The sequence below is a fragment of the Corynebacterium sp. A21 genome (assembly GCF_052266655.1).
Lineage (GTDB): Bacteria > Actinomycetota > Actinomycetes > Mycobacteriales > Mycobacteriaceae > Corynebacterium.
Window position 1 is genome coordinate 524066 of the sequence record NZ_JBQPQY010000001.1, and the last position, 18447, is coordinate 542512.

Annotated in this window: 14 protein-coding genes; 7 read left to right on the top strand and 7 right to left on the bottom strand. The window is 61.3% G+C overall.

The annotated features are described in order from the left end of the window. Positions 1–51 precede the first annotated feature (51 nt). Together ACTU46_RS02370 and ACTU46_RS02375 are read right to left on the bottom strand one after the other, a co-directional pair. Positions 52–2163 (bottom strand): PTS fructose transporter subunit IIABC, encoded by a 2112-nt coding sequence (locus ACTU46_RS02370; protein WP_443379412.1) that lies wholly within the window; start codon positions 2161–2163, stop codon positions 52–54. A gap of 99 nt (positions 2164–2262) precedes the next feature. Continuing rightward, positions 2263–3228 carry a 1-phosphofructokinase family hexose kinase gene (locus tag ACTU46_RS02375; protein WP_443378560.1) on the bottom strand — a complete coding sequence of 322 codons (966 nt, stop codon included), beginning with the start codon at positions 3226–3228 and terminating at the stop codon, positions 2263–2265. 207 nt (positions 3229–3435) lie between these two features. On the opposite strand from ACTU46_RS02375, the gene ACTU46_RS02380 reads away from it, so the two are divergent. Both ACTU46_RS02380 and ACTU46_RS02385 read left to right on the top strand, forming a co-directional pair. Next, the gene (locus ACTU46_RS02380; protein ID WP_443378562.1) at positions 3436–5136 is read left to right on the top strand and encodes a phosphoenolpyruvate--protein phosphotransferase; all 1701 of its coding nucleotides are present in this window, start codon (positions 3436–3438) and stop codon (positions 5134–5136) included. 665 nt (positions 5137–5801) lie between these two features. Beyond that, positions 5802–6935: an MBL fold metallo-hydrolase gene (locus ACTU46_RS02385; RefSeq protein WP_443378564.1), complete on the top strand. Its 1134-nt coding sequence runs from the start codon at positions 5802–5804 to the stop codon at positions 6933–6935. Positions 6936–7257: 322 nt separating this feature from the next. Here the strand turns inward: ACTU46_RS02385 and ACTU46_RS02390 are convergent, their stop codons facing one another. Next, complete coding sequence (locus tag ACTU46_RS02390; protein ID WP_443378566.1) at positions 7258–8037, bottom strand: DeoR/GlpR family DNA-binding transcription regulator; 780 nt, start codon at positions 8035–8037, stop codon at positions 7258–7260. A 301-nt stretch (positions 8038–8338) separates the two neighbouring features. Further along, a complete protein-coding gene (gene lexA, locus ACTU46_RS02395; protein ID WP_443378568.1) occupies positions 8339–9061 on the bottom strand; it encodes a transcriptional repressor LexA in 723 nt (240 codons plus the stop codon). Positions 9062–9543: 482 nt separating this feature from the next. Here lexA and ACTU46_RS02400 point away from each other — a divergent pair, with 482 nt between their 5' ends. Beyond that, positions 9544–9723 (top strand): hypothetical protein, encoded by a 180-nt coding sequence (locus ACTU46_RS02400; RefSeq protein WP_443378570.1) that lies wholly within the window; start codon positions 9544–9546, stop codon positions 9721–9723. 82 nt (positions 9724–9805) lie between these two features. Beyond that, a complete protein-coding gene (gene nrdR, locus ACTU46_RS02405) occupies positions 9806–10264 on the top strand; it encodes a transcriptional regulator NrdR (protein WP_443378572.1) in 459 nt (152 codons plus the stop codon). Positions 10265–10287: 23 nt separating this feature from the next. On the opposite strand, the gene hrpA is transcribed toward nrdR, so the two are convergent. Further along, complete coding sequence (gene hrpA, locus ACTU46_RS02410) at positions 10288–14193, bottom strand: ATP-dependent RNA helicase HrpA (RefSeq protein WP_443378574.1); 3906 nt, start codon at positions 14191–14193, stop codon at positions 10288–10290. A 133-nt stretch (positions 14194–14326) separates the two neighbouring features. On the opposite strand from hrpA, the gene ACTU46_RS02415 reads away from it, so the two are divergent. Further along, positions 14327–15343: a hypothetical protein gene (locus ACTU46_RS02415; RefSeq protein ID WP_443378575.1), complete on the top strand. Its 1017-nt coding sequence runs from the start codon at positions 14327–14329 to the stop codon at positions 15341–15343. A gap of 202 nt (positions 15344–15545) precedes the next feature. Here ACTU46_RS02415 and ACTU46_RS02420 read toward each other — a convergent pair whose 3' ends face one another. Together ACTU46_RS02420 and ACTU46_RS02425 are read right to left on the bottom strand one after the other, a co-directional pair. Further along, positions 15546–15902: an iron chaperone gene (locus ACTU46_RS02420; RefSeq protein ID WP_443378577.1), complete on the bottom strand. Its 357-nt coding sequence runs from the start codon at positions 15900–15902 to the stop codon at positions 15546–15548. 198 nt (positions 15903–16100) lie between these two features. Next, positions 16101–17078, bottom strand: coding sequence for a hydrogen peroxide-inducible genes activator (locus tag ACTU46_RS02425; protein ID WP_443378579.1), 978 nt, complete (start codon positions 17076–17078; stop codon positions 16101–16103). A gap of 193 nt (positions 17079–17271) precedes the next feature. Here ACTU46_RS02425 and ACTU46_RS02430 point away from each other — a divergent pair, with 193 nt between their 5' ends. Then, complete coding sequence (locus ACTU46_RS02430) at positions 17272–17868, top strand: peroxiredoxin (RefSeq protein ID WP_443378580.1); 597 nt, start codon at positions 17272–17274, stop codon at positions 17866–17868. Further along, the gene (locus ACTU46_RS02435) at positions 17868–18392 is read left to right on the top strand and encodes a carboxymuconolactone decarboxylase family protein (protein WP_443378581.1); all 525 of its coding nucleotides are present in this window, start codon (positions 17868–17870) and stop codon (positions 18390–18392) included. The genes ACTU46_RS02430 and ACTU46_RS02435 overlap by 1 nt, the downstream gene beginning before the upstream one ends. Positions 18393–18447: the final 55 nt, after the last annotated feature.

Below are 18447 nucleotides of genomic sequence, written 5' to 3' on the forward strand. Positions count from 1 at the left end.
GAGAATTCTTAGCTGAAAAGGGCGCACATGCGGGCCGCTTAGTTACCTCACTCATCCTAGAGAACGCGCAGACCCCGTGCCACCGAGCAGGCGACTCGGCCAGAATTGCTTGATCAGGACCACCGCGATCGCCCCGACACCTGAGCCCACCGCAATGATCAGGAGGAAGGTCAACCAGGGATCGATCGCAAAGAGCACCAGCACACCCCCGTGCGGTACCGGAGAACCCACCCCCAGGGACATCGAGAGGGCGCCGGTCACCGCACCACCGAGTACCACTGAAGGAATCACCCGCAGGGGATCTGCCGCGGCGAAGGGAATCGCCCCCTCAGTGACAAAGCTCAAGCCCAACACCCACGCCGACTTACCGTTCGCCCGTTCCGCCGGAGTGAATAGCCTCCCCCGGATCAGCGTGGCCAGGGACATCGCGATCGGTGGCACCATCCCGGCGGCCATCACCGCCGCCATCACCTGGGTAGAAGCCATATCACCGGTGGACAGCCCCGCAGTGGCGAAGAGATAGGCCGCCTTATTCATCGGCCCGCCAAGGTCCACACACATCATCATCCCCAGCAACGCCCCGAAGAGCAGCGCCGAGGAACCGCTTAAGGAAGCCAGCCAGTCACTCAACAAAGTCAGCAGGTTCGCCAGCGGCCGACCCAGCAGCAGGAACATCGCCAGACCCACCGCCAGGGTGCTCAGCAGTGGAATGATCACCACCGGAACCAAGGAAGCCAACAACCGGGGAGCCTGCCACCGGCCGATCCCAGCAGCCACCGCGCCCGCTAACACCCCGGTAACCAGAGCCCCGAGGAAACCCGCTCCGAGGAAGAGCGAGATCGCGCCGCCGACAAACCCCGGCGCCAGACCCGGCCGCCCCGCCAACCCGAAGGCGATAAACCCGGAAAGGGCGGGAACAATCAACTGCATCGCCAGAATTCCGGTGCCGTAGAGCACCGCCCCCAGATAGAGCAACCATCCGGAACGCTCGAGAAGAATCACCTCACCCTCCAGCAGCCCCGGCTCAAGGGGCAGGTTCGCCGGCGAGTAGTTGGTGACCACCCCAGGCCAGACCTCAGCGACATCAGAACCGCCCAACAGAAAACCCAGGGCGATGAGGAGGCCACCAGCGGCCACAAACGGCACCATATACGCCACGCTGGTCATCATCGCCTGACGTACCCTGCGGCCCCAGCTCAGCGCAGTGCTGGTTGACCCCGCCATCTGGCCGAGCCCGGTCGCCTCCCCCAGATCGCCGGCAGGGGAGCTCCTCACCCCCGGAACCCGTGGGGCATCGGGGTCCTGGGCAGCCGCCACCGCCTCATCCAGCATCGCGCCGGGCTCATTCATGGCGCGCCGCACCGCCGAGCTGATATAAGGTTTACCGGCGAAGCGTTCCCTTCCGGAGACAGAGATATCCGCGGCAAAGATGATCACATCAGCCCGGTCGACCACCTTCGGATCAAGTGGGATCGGGGCGGCTGACCCCTGGGATTCCACGACCAAGCGGACATCATTGCGAGTGGCTGCAGTTTGCAGCAACATATCTGCGGCCATGTAGGTCTGCGCGATACCTGTGGGGCAGGCGGTTACCGCCAATACCCTGATCACCTCATCGCCTTCTTTCGCCGCAGTGGCGAAGATGGGGACAGGTCCCTGGGAGGGCCGGGTCTTATCCGGAGTCTTAATTGGAGAAGTTGTGGTGGGGGTGTCCCCGAGAGCCACACAGATCACCTCGACAGCGGCTTCCGCCGTGTCAGCCAAACGCAGCGCACTGAGAAAATCCGCCCGCAGGAGTGCCCGGGCCAGTTTAGCGAGAAGTTTCAGGTGAGTTTTAGCGCCATCAGCTGGGACCGCAATCAGGAGAATCAGATCACTCTCCCCGGTGGGGCCGCCGAAATCCACCGGCCGGGAAAGCCTGGCGAAGGCCAATGAAGGTTTCAGGACTGCCGCACACCGCCCGTGTGGGATGGCGGCGCCACCGGCGACTCCGGTGGGGGACTGTGCTTCCCTGGCCAGGACTACCGCAGTGAATTCCCCGGCGGAACGTACCCGGCCGGAACTCTCGAGAAGCAGTGCCAATTCAGAGATCACCGACTCAGCAGAAGCACCTAGGTCGGCGTCAAGGCGCACTTGGGCCGTGCTGAGGAGCTTCCCTGAAATCGAGTTCACCCCCTCATTAAAGCCGGACTGGTGAATCGATGTGATAATTATGCCCCCGGTTGGGGCAGCCGCGAACCTACCCGGGAGCAGAAAGGGGGGCTAGACCACCTGTGTCACCCGCACCGCAGAAAAGGAAAGATGTTCCGGGGAAGGCATGGTGGTTCCGGGCAACTCCACTGCGGCCCGACCATAGGCCACTGCCTGGGCCAGCGCATCGGCCGGTGACTGGTCCTGTACCCGGCCGAGGAGATAGCCTGCAAGTAGGGCATCGCCAGCCCCGACCGTGGAAACCGGTCTAACGGCATCCACGGTGGCGTACCAGGCGGCGGAACCATTGACCAACAACGCACCTGCCGGACCAAGCGTCACCAACACCTCCCGTAGGCCCTGAGCCATGAGCCGCTGGGTGGCCGCAAGCACCTGGGACAGATCCCCGGCGGCAGCCTGGGACTCTAAATACTGACTATCGATACCGCAGAGCTGGCCCAATTCCATCACATTGGGTTTGATCAGGTCGGGGGTGGCAACCGAAAAACTCCGGGCAAGCTCCAACAGTGGACGGTCAGAGGTGTCCACGGCGATCTTGATCTCCGGAAGTATTGAGTGCACCCTCCTGATCAACTGGGAATACCAGTCCAACGGCACCCCCGGTGGCAGCGATCCGGCCATCACCAACCACTGGGCCAGGGGCGCATGCCTGAGCAGCTGCTCAAACAATTCATCCTGGGCACTGGCGTCCAGACGCGCGCCGGGGCCATTGAGTTTAGTGGTCGTCCCATCAGGCTCGGTGACCGTGGTGTTGATGCGCGCCAGATCTGGAATATCGACCCGAGAGTAGGGAAGTCCGGTGAGATCAATCAGCCGCAGCATCGGATCGTCCTCCCGGGCGGGCAGGACCGCCAAGGTGGGATATCCGGCGAGATGCAGGGTGTGGGCGACGTTGATGCCTTTGCCGCCGGCGGCCCGCTGGCTGTCCCGCAGTCGTTGCACCGCTCCACGCTGGAGCGGGGCGGACAATTCCAAGGAACGGTCGATACTTGGATTGGGGGTAAAGGTCAGGATCATGCGGGATTCCCCGCCCTTGGTGAACGGGTGGCGAACACTGGGTGAGGATGCCTCACCGGGAGAGCCGTTGATGCTCCGCTCAGATACCGGATCGGAACGCCGGTGTAGGTCAATGTCACTCCATTTCGCTAGGTGCCCAGGGGCGGATGGTTCAGCTGACAGTGGCCGGTGCCGACCACGACTACTATCCGGAACATGGAGCCTAATATGACAACCGGTGTGGACCGCGACCCCGTCAATAACTCCTTTCAGGGTAGCGCTGTTGTGTCTGGCATCGCCTATGGGCCTAGCATGTGGGCTCAGGCACGGCCAAAAATGCCCGTTCCGGGGGAACAGGTCCCGGAGGGGGCCCGTCAGCGCGAATTCGAGAAATTCATTATCGCCACCGAAAAGATCGCGGGACGGCTGAATGCGCGTGCCGACGTCGCGACCGGGGCGGCCGCTGAACTGCTGCGAGCCGCAGCGGTGATGGTGGCGGACCCGGCGTGGCGTCGAGAAGCACGCAAGGCGGTGACGGTGGGGTATGCGGCCGATTACGCGGCGGTGAGGGCCACTGAGAAGTTCACCACCATGTTCGCCACCCTCGGGGGAAGGATGGCAGAAAGAATCGTCGATCTTGAGGACCTCCGGGACCGGGTTATCGCGGAGATCAGGGGAGATGTCGAACCTGGTCTGCCGGTGTTCACACAGCCGGTGGTGCTTTTCGCGGATGATCTCTCGCCAGCGGACACCGCCATGCTGGATCCGGCGCAGGTGATGGCGCTGGTGACTGTCCGCGGCGGGAGGACCGGCCATACGGCCATCATCGCCCGTCAGCTGGGGATACCCTGCGTCGTCGGGGTGGGGAAAACCCTGCACAAGGTTCATGAGGGACAGAATGTCCTGGTCGATGGCGGCACCGGTATCGTGCGCACCGAGGCGGATCCCCTGCTCGCCCAGGCTCTGGTGAAGGGCGGGGACATCCGTTCACACCGCCTTGCCCAATGGCGTGGACCGGCGCAGACCAGAGATGGGCATCGGATTACGCTGCTGGGCAGCGTCACCTCGATCATTTCCGCGCAGCACGCTGCCACCAGCCCGGCGGAAGGCATCGGGCTCTTCCGGACTGAAGTTCCCTTCCTCAATGCCCGGGAGGAACCCACGGTGGTGGAGCAGGCCAGGTTGTATCAGGAAGTTTTGAGGGCATTTCCCGGCAGAAGAGTGGTATTCCGGACCTTCGACGCCGGTTCAGATAAACCCCTGTCCTTCGCGAATCTGCCGACAGCGGAGAACCCGGCGTTGGGAGTCAGGGGACTGCGGGTTGCCTGGGACCAGCCACGCCTGTTGACTAATCAACTCGATGCCATCGCACAGGCGGGAGCCGCGACGGCGGCGGATCCTTGGGTGATGGCACCGATGTTGACCACCCCCGCAGAAGCGGAATGGTTCTCCGGGCTCTGCCGGGACCGTGGGTTGATCCCCGGGGCGATGATCGAGGTGCCAGCAGCTGCCCTGATGGCGGATCTGATTATGCCGCAGCTGAGCTTCGTGTCCATCGGTACCAATGACCTGACGCAGTACGTTATGGCCGCTGATCGGATGTCTCCGGAACTCAGTGAATTTGCTGACCCCTGGCAACCGGCGGTGCTGCGACTGATTCAGCACACGTGCCGGGAAGGGCAACGTCTGAGCACCGACGTCGGGGTATGCGGGGAAGCCGCTGCCGACCCTGTGCTCGCCTGCGTCCTTGTAGGGCTGGGGGTCAACTCTTTGTCCCCGGCGGTCACGGCGATTGCCGAAGTGGGGCTGCGCCTCTCTGAGGTGAGTCTGGCGGCCTGCCAGCGTGCGGCTAGGGCGGCGGTCCGGGCCGGGAGCGCACCAGAGGCCAAGGCCATGGCCGAAGTCGAGCTGTGGGAGTCGGAGGCCTGAGACTGCCGGCCTGTCCGAACAACCTGCTCCGGGACAGTCGCTGGTAGCACTTTGTTTGATGGTGTCCCGCGCGGCAATAGGGGGACGCACGCAAAAACTCGAGGACAGCGGTCTGGAACTCAGCGAGCATGGCCGAGATTTTCAGACCACCGGTGAAGCTGCGGGAACGGTGGACATCAATGGGCGGAAACCAACAGATTCGCAGTCGTGATCTACAGCGTGCGGTGATGCCCGCCCATCCAGTTCCATCCGACCAACAACCACACCGCAGCCAAGGCACGTCCGGATTCCGCAGCGAATCCCGGTTCAGGTCCGGCGACGGCGGATCTGATGAGGTGGATTCAACCCTCCGGGGTGGAGAGAACAGGTATTTTCAGCGGCACCTACAACTTGATCCGGATTAGGGTGTATGGAGCTACAGCGGTCCCCGCATCTCGCCCAGGTGGTAGAACCAGGCGCCGGCACGTTGGCCCTTGTCGGCAACTCAGGTGAAGTTCGCTGCGAAGACATTGCCAGGTTCAGGCTGGGTGCGGGTGCGCAATAATCGTGGGATGCCGGATCTGAGACAGCACCATAGGGGGAGCGGACACAATGAGTTAGGTCATGTCTTTTTTGCTTGCTATCTTCATATGAATAAATTCACACGAACGATTGGACTATGACACATGAACCTCTCACTTTCCGGTGCCCGCCCGCTGGCGAAGACCTTGGTGACCGGAGCCCTGCTCCTTTCCCTGACAGGTATTACCGCCTGCGCAGCTACCGGGACGCAGGGGACCCCGGAGGATAAGTCCGCCACCGGAACTGCAGCAGCCGGTGAAGCTGCTGCCACCCAGGCGATCTCAGCCAATGATTTCCCGGTCAATGTCACCGAATCGACTCATCCGGCGGCAACCCCGCCGGCGGAAGGTGACCTGCGGGTCACCCTCCTGGGTACCGGCAGCCCGATCCCCAGCACCGAGCGCTTCGGCTTCTCAGTACTCATTCAGGCAGGGGAGAAGAACTATGTCATCGATGCGGGCCGCGGCGCCATCATCCGACTGATCCAGGCAGGCGTGGAAGCCGGGCAGGTCGACGGGTTATTCCTCACACATTTCCATTCGGATCACGTCATCAGCATCGATGATCTGTGGATGACCGGCTACGTGCCGGCTTTCGGCGGCCGGGAGGGGACCTTCAATGTCTATGGTCCGGAGGGAGTGACTAATATTGTTGATAACGTGCGCGATGCCTTCCAGAATGACATCGATGTCCGTGTCGCGGACGGTGAAGTCGAGCGGGACACCACCGGTATCGCGGCGCATGAGTTCACCGAGGACGGTGTCATTTTCGATCAGGATGGCCTGCAGGTGACGATGTTTGAGGTCCAGCACGACCCCGCAGATGTTATCAAGCCTTCCAAGGGGTTCCGCATCGACTACAACGGTAAATCAGTGCTCATCAGCGGCGATACCATTCCTCACCAGAACGTGGTCACCTATGGCAAGGACGTGGACCTCATGCTCCACGAGGTTGCCGCTTTCCAGGACCGCGATGTCCTGCCCCAGGTGATCTCACATCACACCACCCCGGATCAGGCCGGTGAGATTTTCGCCGAGGCCCAGCCGAAGCTCGCCGTTTATACGCACTTTGTCAACGGGATTCCAGGCAAGGTCGAGGGCATCACCGATGAAGAAATGATCGCCCGCACGAAAGAAAACTATGACGGTGAAGTAGTCTTGGGTGAAGACCTCATGACGTTCCTGATCACCGACGATGGAATTGAGACCACCGATCAGGCCGATCTCGCGGCCAAATAGCAGGAGATCGCCCACGCTTCGCTAGCAGCGTGGGCTGTTATTGCGAAGGAACGAGCACCCGTACTTCCCGCAACCACCACCAGATTGCATGTGGGCTGAACTCCCCGATAGGCGGCTTCTGGGGGAGGGTGGCTGGGAGATAGGTGCGGCTGCACTGCCAAGATAACGAGTGAAGTCCCGGAGCGCGAAGTAGGACTCAGCTGCTGGCGAGTTTCCCAGATGAGCGCAATCGCTGCAGCGATGACCAGCAAGATTCCGCCGACAGTCTCTTTGCGCGATTCCGTGCTCTACAAAACTGGTGCCAAATTTAAAACGCAGAGCATTAGCTCGCGATGATCACTTCAATCTCACGTTCCCGGAGTGCCTCAAGGAAGGTCTCGGGAGCACCCTCATCGGTGATGACCACGTCGATGTCATTGATGCCGGCAAAACTGACCAGGTAATCATTGCCCAGCTTGGTGGAGTCACAGAGGACGACAACTTTGTGAGCATTGGTGACCATCGCGGCCTTGATGGCGGCTTCCTGGGGATCTGCGGTGGAAAGACCGTGGTCCAGAGTCAGGGCGTTGGTACCGATGAACGCGACATCGCCGCGCATCAGCGCCAGAGTGCGTAGTGCGGTATCACCGACGACCGCCTGGGTGATGGCGCGGACGCTGCCTCCCAAGAGCTGCACCTCGGTCAGCCCGGCATTAGCGAGGTTCAGGGCGGTGACCAAGCTATTGGTCACGATCGACCATTCCCGGGCTCGCGGTTGTTCGGTGATCAGGTTGGCCAGTGCCGTGACGGTGGTGCCGGCATCGAGAAACATGCTGCCGCGGGCAGCGGGTAATTGGTCCAGGGCAGCCCGGGCGATCGCCGATTTTGCGGCGGAGGCCGAGCGAAAGCGGGTGTCCAGGCTGAACTCAGCGGTCTGGAAGGTCTGGCTGGCCACTGCGCCACCATGGACGCGGTGTACGATTCCCTCGCGGTCCAGCACTGCAAGATCGCGGCGGATGGTCTCGGCGGTAACTTCGAATCGTTCCGCAAGCTCGGTGACGTTAACGCGACCTTCGACAGCGGTCAGCGAAGCGATCTGGCGGCGGCGTTCCTCAGCGTACATCCAACTTCCTCGGTCTAATGGGATCGAACTGCGTGACGTTGTTCCATCAATTTCCGATTCTCCCACTTTCGGCAGAAGCAGTAGCAGATTCATTTTCCACGCACCCCTCTCCGGGGTGAATAGAAAATTCTGAAGTATCAGAAGAAACTGCATTGACCTCTGGAAATAGCTCATCCGGCAGACCTATATCCGTATAGGCGGCAGCTGCGCGGAACGAAGTTCGGGGGTGAGGTTCGGGCGGTGGCTAATAATCCCCGGTCTCGAACCGCGGCAGCTATGCCGTGGCCCGTCTACCTGGGGACTAGAGCTTGCGCATCACTGAGACGACCTTGCCCATGATCTCGGCATCGTTGCCGGGGATGGGGGAGAAGGCGTCATTGTGGGGCAGGAGCCAAATGCCGGTGGAGTCCTTGTGGAACTCCTTGACGGTGGCCTCTCCCTCGATGAGTGCGGCGACGAATTCGCCCTGCTCGGCGACCGGCTGGGAGCGAACAACAACCCAGTCGCCGTCCAGAATACCGGCGTCGCGCATCGATTCGCCGACGACCTGCAGCATATACAGTTCGCCGTCGCCAACGATCTCAGCGGGGAGCGGAAAATAATCCGAGACATTCTGCTCCGCCAGGATCGGGGATCCGGCGGCGATGGAACCGACCACCGGGATATAGCTGGCGGAACTTGCCTCGGCCGGGATGCTGCCGGCTGCTGCCGGCTTGGCAGCGACAGGTTCTCTCCCAAACTCACCTCCAGGAAGCTTTCGAACGTCCACGGCGCGCGGCTTATTCGGGTCCCTGCGTAGGTAGCCCTTCTTTTCCAGCTCCTTGAGCTGGTAGGCCACCGAGGAGGTGGACTGTAAGCCGGCGGCATCGCCGATCTCGCGGATGCTTGGCGGGTAACCCCGCAGCACCACCGCATCCTGGATGACCTCGAGGATCCGACGCTGCCGGTCGGAGAGGTCCGACTTCTGGGTTTTGCCGCTGGCAGTGGTCTTCGAGGATGTTGCTTTGGCTCTGGCGCGGGCCATGTCAGAAGCTCCTTAGGTCTGGACCAACGAGGGTCAGTGTTCAGCCGGTGCGGTTGTAGGTCCGCTTCGGCGGGGCGACAGTCCTGCTATTCGAATCAGCTGGTCGGTTTCTGGGCGAACCCTGCCCCATCACATTCGAATTTAACACGAATGTTCGAGAAAAGGGGGATTTATCTGGACAAGTGTTCGAAGGCATGTTATAAATCGAACAGAAAAGTGTATTCGAATACCTGAGCGAGAGATGTTTGGGTGTGGCGGGGCGGGTTCCTAGGATTGCCCACGGATGAAAGGACATGATGGTGGCGATTTCTCTTAATCACACTCAACCAGCACAGATCAACAATAAATTTGATTCCAGGGTCGTTCCTGCGGCGGCGATATGGGAGCCGAGGGAGGGGTTTTCCCTCTCTCCTCGGGGCGTCGGAATACGTCGCCTTTCCCGGGAAATTCGAACAGAGGGACTAACCCCTTCCAGGGTCACCATGGCTCCGAAGTGCCTGCGCAAAAGCGGACTTCAGTTGGGGGAGTCTACTCAGGCATATTTGGCGGGTGCGGTCTTCGGGCTTGCTTTCGTGGTCGGGATGGTCCTCGGCGGTGACTGGGATGAGCCGGTCCCGAACACCACGCTGCCGGGCCAGGAAATGTCTGTGTCCGTCCGCTGATTCGGGGCGGGTACGCTGTCCTCTGTGGGGAGCGCGATATTTACGATGCCGACCGGCCCCGCAGAGAGGTTCTGAAACTCCCGTGTACTGTCCCTTTTGCCATCATGACCATTCTCGGGTGATTGATTCCCGGGTCTACGAGGGCGGGTCCTCGATTCGCCGCCGACGGGAGTGCAGCTCCTGCAAGCGTCGGTTCACCACGGTCGAGAAGGCGGTACTCCTGGTGATCAAACGCAATGGTGTCACCGAACCCTTCAGCCGTGACAAGGTAATTACCGGTGTGCGCCGTGCTTGCCAGGGAAGGGATGTCTCTGATGATGCCTTGAAGCGCCTCGCGCAGGAAGTGGAGGAGGCGGTCCGTGGACAAGGTAGCTCGCAGATCAACGCCAATGAAATCGGTCTGGCGATCCTGGAGCCGCTCCGAGAGCTCGATGAGGTGGCCTACCTCCGCTTCGCATCCGTCTACAAGTCTTTTGAGAGCGCTGACGACTTCGAGTCGGAAATCCGTCTGATGCGCCGTCGCTCCCGGAACCAAACCTAGAGTCTCGATCCGGGAGATCCGTCTTAACTGAGTTTGTCGATCGCCTTTTGGATCCGGCGCTCAGAGACCGGCTGTGCGGTACCTAGACGTTGGGCAAAGAGACTGACCCGTAGCTCCTCGATCATCCACCGGATGTCCTTGACCGCACGGGTCTTTTCCCTTCCCGTAGGTAGCTTCTGTAGTCGACGACTCAGGTAGTCGAGGACTCCATCGACAATGTCCTGACGATCGGCATCCTTGTCCGGATCCCTGGGCATTTCCTCCAGCCGTATCTGCATCGCCTGAAGATACCTGGGGAGATGTCGCAGGTGGGTTATCCCGTGGACACTGATGGCGTGTGCGGGTAGCAGGAAATCCAGCTGGCGCTTCATATCTTCGATGGCCTCGCCGGTCCACTGTGCCAATTCGCCCCGGATATTGGCATAACCGACCAGGGCGGGAGCCAGGCTGACCACGGAACGACGCACCTCTCCGGCGACCTCCGGTGACACCGCCGCCTTGAGCTCCTGGAATTTCTCCGGGTCGCGCACCGGGCCACCGTGGCGGAGCATGCCATCACGGATCGCAGCGATGCGCGCATCCTCCACCAGACCGGCAGGGCCACCGTGTGGATAGTTATCCACCGCCACCCGCTGCTGCAGCGGAAGGCCCTTGGTCATCTGGTTGGCGTTGACACTGATTTCCCGCATCAGCAGGGTGAGTGTCGCCGTCATCATGGAGGTCTCGGCCTGCGCCTTGGTGGGCATCACCTTCACCGCGACCCCGTCTGCAGTGGCCACGAGGGAGGGGTAGGCGGTGACCGCATGGCCGTCAATCTTGGTGGTCACTTCCGGCGCGAGTACTCCCAGTGAATCTGCGGTCCATTCCTTGGCCGCCGCGCTTTCTGCCTGACGGCCGGCTTTGGACAGTGAAGATCGAATCTGTCCGGCCCGGCGCTCCCTGAGCGCTCCGAGGTTTTTGTCGGTGTCGGTGATCTTGCCGTGCTTATCGACGGCCGCGTAGGTCATCCGCAGGTGCGAGGGAAGAGCACTTGGCCGGAAATCCTCGGCATTAATGCCGTTGCCGCCGAGCTCTCGGAGAGCCGTGGCGAGTTGCTCGGTCACCGGACTGAGATAAGGGGTCAGTTTCGGCAGCGCCCGGGCGGAAAATTCCGGGGCTGGGACCACGGTGCGACGCAGTGCCTTGGGAAGCGCTCGGATGAGCTCGGTGAGCAGTTCCTCCCGGAGGCCTGGCACCAGCCAGTCGAAGCTCTCAGTGTCCATTCCCGCGAGCATCGGGATCGGAATCTCCACGGTCACACCATCCTGCGGATGGCCAGGTTCAAAGCGGTAGGAGAGGGTGTAGTCGATATCGCCCTTGCGCCAGGTATCCGGGAACGCGGCTTCGGTCATACCTTCCGCGCCCTCGCCGAGGAGTTCCTCCGGGTTGAAGTCCAGGAGAGTCGGGTTTTCCCGGTGCGTCTTCTTCCACCAGGAGTCGAAATGGCTGCCAGTGGTGATTTCAGCGGGCAGCCGGGAATCATAGAAGTCGAAGAGGGAATCCTCGTCAGCGACGATGCCGCGGCGGCGGAGCCGCTCCTCGATTTCGGCGGCGTGCTCCAGCTTGGCCACGTTCTCGTGGAAGAACTTGTGGTGGGTGTTCCAATCGCCCTCAACCAGGGCATGGCGGATGAACATGTCACGGGCGGCCGCCGGATCAACCCGGTGATAGGGGACCAATCGGTCGGCGATAATGGTCAGGCCATAGAGGGTGGAGCGCTGGTAGGCCATCGCGGCGGTGCGCTTGCCTGACCAATGGGGTTCCGAGTACTGGTGGCGGAGCAGATCACCGGCAATCTTCTCCACCCAGGCCGGCTCGATGCTGGCGACGTCCCGTGCCCAGAGCCGGGAGGTTTCCACCAGCTCGGCAGTCATGAGGAACCGCGGGGGCTTTTTCGCCAGTGAAGAACCGGGGAAGACCATGAAGGTGGTACCTCGGGCGCCCAGGAATTCCCGGGTATCACCCTTTCGGACACCGATCTGGGAGAGCAGGCCAGCCAGCAGGGAACGATGGATCGCATCCGGGTCGCGTTTGCCGACGACTTCCTCCGGGGTGGACCATCCCAGTTGCTTGGTGACGTCCCGGAGCTGACGGGTAAGGTCGCGCCACTCCCGGATGCGCATGTAGTGGAGGAATTCCTTCTTCATCAATTTCCGGAAGGCATTGCCGGTCATGTCATCACGCTGGGTGAGGATATAGTCCCAGAGCTTGAGGAAACTGAGGAAGTCGCTGGTGGGGTCCTTGAATCGGGCATGGGCCTGATCTGCTTGTGCCTGTTTTTCCAGCGGTCGCTCGCGGACATCCTGGATGGTCATTGCCGCCACCACGATGATGACCTCGTGCAGCACGCCGAGCCGCTGCGCCTCGACGAGCATGCGGGCCATGCGGGGATCCACCGGAATCCGGGAGAGATCGCGGCCGATCGGGGTGAGTACGGGCTGCCCGTGGTTCTCGCGTTGCTCAACGGCCCCGAGCTCATGGAGTAGGAGCAGGCCATCGCGGATGGCCCGGGGGTCGGGGGTCTCAACGAAGGGAAACTCATTGATATCGCCCAAGTTGAGGGAGGCCATCTGGAGGATGACGCTGGCGAGGTTGGTGCGCAGGATCTCAGGATCAGTGAACTCGGGGCGGGCGTTGAAGTCCTCCTCAGAGTAGAGCCGGATGGCGATACCGTCGGCCACCCGGCCGGAACGGCCGGAACGCTGGTTTGCGCTGGCCTGCGAGATGGGTTCAATCGGCAGTCGCTGCACCTTGGTGCGTATCGAATATCGGGAGATGCGGGCAGTACCGGTATCCACGACATAGTGGATGCCGGGAACCGTCAGCGAAGTTTCGGCGATATTCGTGGACAGGACGATCCTTCTACCGGAGTGCGGGGAGAACACCCGGTGCTGTTCCTCGTTTGAAAGCCGTCCGAACAAGGGAGCAACCTGGACACCGCGCCATCTGCGGCCCTCAATAGCCTCCATCGCATCACGGATATCGCGTTCGCCAGGGAAGAAGCAGAGGATATCTCCGCTACCTTCCGCCATCAATTCCTCGATGGCATCGCAGAGTCCGTCCAGGGGATCCTGGTCGACGAGCTTTCCGGCAGCTTCAAACTGCAGCGGGCGGTAGCGGATATCCACCGGGAAAGTACGGCCCGAGACCTCGACGATCGGAGCGGGATTTCCCTCGGCATCGGCGAAGTGAGTGGCGAATCGCTGCGGATCAATTGTGGCGGAGGTGATGATCACCTTCAGATCCGGTCGTTTCGGGAGCAGCTGCCGCAGGTAGCCCATGATGAAGTCGATATTGAGCGAACGTTCATGTGCCTCATCGATGATGATCGTGTCATAGGCGTTGAGGAAGCGGTCGCGCTGCATCTCGGCGAGCAGAATACCGTCGGTCATCAGTTTGACGGCGGTGGTGGCGGAGACCCGGTCATCGAAGCGGATGGCGTAGCCCACGGTCTCGCCGATGTCCTGGCCGAGTTCATCGGCGATGCGTTCTGCCACGGTGCGGGCCGCCAGGCGGCGGGGTTGGGTGTGTCCGATGAAGCCTCGCCGTCCCCGGCCGAGCTCCAGGCAGATCTTCGGGATCTGGGTGGTTTTGCCGGAACCGGTCTCCCCGGCGATCACCACAACCTGATTATCACGGATCGCCGCAGCGAGGTCTTCACGGCGGGCACTGACCGGCAGTGACTCCGGGTAGGTGATCTCGGGGACCGCCGCGTCCCGGCGGTCGACCCGGGAGCGGGCGGCATCGATCTCGCGTGCGATGTCATGGAGAGCCTTGGGCGCGCGGGCCTGGTGGAGTCGACGCCGGAAGTTACGCTCATCGCTGAGGGAGACGCCGTCGAGAAGCTCTAGGAGATCCGGCTTGGACCGGGTTTCGGGCGAAGTAGTCATGTCAACCTTCAGAGTCTAGCGTTGCCGGGCCTGATCCCGGGATTCCTGGGTGGGGGGAAGAAGCCTGCGGCGCTCAGGGGGGAAGGGTAGGTTTGCTTGAGATCACCTATTGCCTATTGGACGGACTGCGCGCATGACACAGCCCCCGAATTACAACCCTTATGGGAACAACGAGGATGAAAACAAGGAACCGCAGGATAATTCTGCTTCCAACTTCCCGCCGTACCCTTCTACTCCGCATCCGGAGGATCAGCCGCAGGGCTTCCCGGGGCCGGATTCCACCGGTCCGCAGTATCCGGGATACAACGATTATGGCACCGGTTATAGCCAGCAGGGTCAGCCCGGATACCACGGCTACGCCCAGGGATATCAGGGCAATGGCGGGCAGCCCGCCGCCGGTCAGCTGGTGCGGGGCGACGGTCGCGTCGACATCATGATGGCGGTCCGTTTCGGATTCAAGTCGGTCTTCTCTAATGCGCTGATCTGGATCCTGGGCACCGTGATCTTTTTCTTCCTGCTGGTCGCGATTTCGAGTGTGATCAGCCTGGCCACCGTCGATCCGAATAATATCAGTGGGGCCACGGTCACCGGTGATATCGCGAACTTCCTGGTGAGTGCGGTCAGCATCGTATTTTCTGTGCTGCTCTACACCGGTGCCCTGAAGCAGGTGGACAAGCCGAAGATCAAGCTCCGTGATTTCTGGGAGGAACTGAACTTCTGGCCCACTTTCGGTGTGCTGGTGATCATCGGTGTGGTTGCCGGCCTGGTCGGCGGAATCCTGGTCGCCCTCACGATTGCCCCTACCCTGATGTCGGGTGAGGTACCGGGAGGAGCGGAGGTCATCGGAATGATTCTGGGCATGCTGGTGTTGTTCCTGGTCATCCTGCTGGTCACGCCGCTCTATTCCTATATGGCCTGGTATGCCGCTGATCGGCGCGAGGGTTTCCTCGGCTCCATCAAGCACGGTTTCCGTGACGGTGCCCGCAACTATCTGAAGCTGCTGGCCTACAACGTCATTGCCGGTCTGCTGATGTTTGTGGGTGCGATCGTGACCTTAGGTCTCGCCATCATCATCCTCGCTCCCGCCAGCCTGCTGATCAGTGCCCACATCTACCGTCAGATCGCCGGCGAACCCTTCCGCCTGGCCTGATCCACCGGATTGGTGCTGCCCGGGAGCTGATGTCCGGCGCACAAGATCTAAAGGTCCCCATCCCACCGGAACATAAAATTTCCGGTGGGACAGGGACCTTTTCTTGATCCGGGACGATTCGGATTCGAAGGACAGTCTCCGGCCCCGCAATGGATTCTGGACGACCAGGGATCATCGCTTGCCTGTTAAACAGACGGAACTCTCAGACTCCGGCGTCCTTTCGCGAAGCCCGCACCAACCGTTCGACGAGGTCGTCCGGGATCGGTTTGCGCGGCGAGAAGGTGATGCCCGTCTTCGTCGGCTTTAGGCCGGCGGCCGCGATTTCTTCGGCATGTTCGGAGATGGCACCTGGAAGGAGATACAGCCCGCACTGCTTGCTGAACGCTGCATAGCTCGCGACGATCGAGCCGCCGATCCTGAATCCCGGCATGTTGTAAGCCACGATCTCCTCTGCTTCCGGCAGGGTGCGGGACAGTATCCCGCGCAACCCTCTCAGCGAGGGCCGGAAGGTCTCGGGTGCGGCGGCGATGTAGGCGTCGTGGTCAGCAATCGCCGTCATGGCTATATCTCCCTGTCTGGTTGTTCTCAGAGGTTTCGTGCGATCCTGCTGAATATCAACTTCCATGGTCCGGGCAGTGCCCGGGGTCTCCCACCGTGTGCAGATCCGGGATCCAGTTTAGTAGTGCTTGGATAAGTTGCTCTGCGCTACCACTCTGCGCTCAGATCACCGCGGTCGAAGAACCTGAGGAAGCGGCTCCTAGGCCTCGACCGTTGTCCGAGCCTGCTGCAGCACCTCAGCGCCGGCAGCGCTGGCCTTCTCGAAGGCGGCGGTGATCACATCGCCCAGGGCCTTGAAGTCCTCAGCGCGGGAGCTGGAGCTTCGGTAGACCAGGCCGATCTGGCGTTCCGCGGAGACTGCTTCGCTGAAGGAGGCGGTAGCCAGACCCGGTCGGCGGCATTCGCTGTCGACGGCACTCATCGGGACCAGGGTGGAGCCCAGGCCACCGATCACCAGTTGCATGACGGTGGTCAGGCTGGACGCCCGGGTAACGGCGGATGCCGCCTCGGAAAGGTTGATGTCTGCCTTGCGGCACAGATCGAGGATCTGGTCGTGAAGGCAGTGACCGTCATCGAGGAGTAGCAGGTCCAGTTTCTGGAGTGCATCGAGTCCGAGGTTGACCCGGCCGGCGAGCGGGTGATCCTCAGGGACAACGATGGTGAATTCCTCCCGGTAGAGATGTAGGTCGACCATGCCGCCAGCCTCGGAGGGCAGAGCCATGAGCGCGACGTCGATCTGGCCGTCCCGAAGCATCTGCAGCAGGTGGCGGGTCTGATCCTCGACGATTCGGGGCTCCAGCGCCGGGTATTGCTGATGGATCGACGGCAGCAGGTGGGGGAGGATATAGGGGGCGATCGTGGGGATCATGCCGATCGTCAGGGGCCCATTGAGTGTGCCGTTTGCCCCCCGGGAATGGGCCAGGAAGGCATCTGCCGCATCGAGGGTGGACTTGGCGTAGGGGAGGAGCTCTTCACCCGTTGTGGTAACAATCACCTTCCGGGTGGAACGCTCGATCAGCTGCACTCCGAGGCCGGTTTCCAAGGCCACCAGTGCCTGGGAAAGGGAGGGTTGGGAAATGCTTAGTTTGCTGGCTGCGGTACCAAAGTGCTTGTTCTCCGCGATGGTGACGAAGGTTCGCAGCTGAGCAAGTGTGGGCCGGTACTCCTTATTGTTCATGCCTATGACTATACATCCAACTTAGTTGCGATAGCTATTGACCTTCTTTGAATTATTAGGCATAATGGGTCCCATCGCCGAAACGCTCTCCAGCCCCAAAGATCGCCGGGGCAGGGGTTTTTCGGCGCGCCCGACTGCTGTCGGGAGTGCGGTTCGCACCGATCTCACGTTCACTGATTTTGAGGAGATATCTATGGCAATTGCAACTGTTGGCGAGAAGTTCCCCGAGTTCCAGCTCACCGCTCTTAAGGGCGGCGACCTGCACGAGGCTAACGCTCAGGCGCCGGAAGATTACTTTGAGACCGTCTCTCTGGACAAGTACGAAGGCAAGTGGAAGATCGTCTTCTTCTACCCGAAGGACTTCACCTTCGTCTGCCCGACCGAGATCGCTGCCTTCGGCAAGCTGGACGAAGAGTTCCAGGACCGCGACACTCAGGTGCTCGGCGGCTCCGGCGACAACGAGTTCGCTCACTTCAACTGGCGTGCAACCCACCCCGAGCTGAAGGACGTCCCCTTCCCGATGTTCGCTGATGTCCGCCACGATCTGATGCGTGCACTGGGCGTCGAGAACGCTGAGGGCGTCGCAGACCGTGCGACCTACATCATCGACCCGGACGGCGTCATCCAGTTCGTCTCCGTCACCCCGGATGCTGTCGGCCGTAACGTCGACGAGGTCCTGCGTGTTCTCGATGCTCTGCAGTCTGAGGAAGTTTGTGCTTGCAACTGGCAGGCCAACGACCCGACCAAGAACATCAACAAGATGGATGTCGTCCAGGAGCAGCTCAAGTAATGTCGATCGAGAATCTGCGTTCTAACCTGCCCGAGTACGCCAAGGACCAGAAGCTGAACCTCGGTTCGCTGACCCGTTCCTCTGAGCTGAACGAGCAGCAGCTGTGGGGAACCCTGCTGGCGTCTGCGGCAGCCACCCGCAATGACACCGTGCTTTCCGAGATCGCCGAAGAGGCCAAGGAGCACCTGTCGGCCGAGGCTTTCGAGGCAGCACTCGGTGCAGCCACCGTCATGGCGATGAACAACGTCGCCTACCGCGCCAAGGGCTGGCTCGGTGATGATTTCGCACAGGTCAAGTTCGGTCTGCGCATGAACATCATCTCCAAGCCCGGCGTGGAGAAGGCTGACTTCGAGCTGTGGTCGCTGGCTGTGTCCAGCATCAACGGCTGCGAGCACTGCATGGTCGCCCACGATAAGACCGTGCGTGAAGAGGGTCTGACCAAGGAGCAGGTCTGGGAGTCTGTCAAGATTGCCGCTGTCATCCAGGCCATCGCCCAGGTTGTTCAGGTTGAGGCTGCTCGTTAAGAGCACCCCTGACCACTGAGGTCTTAGACCTCAGATTTTCAAGGCACCCTCCCCG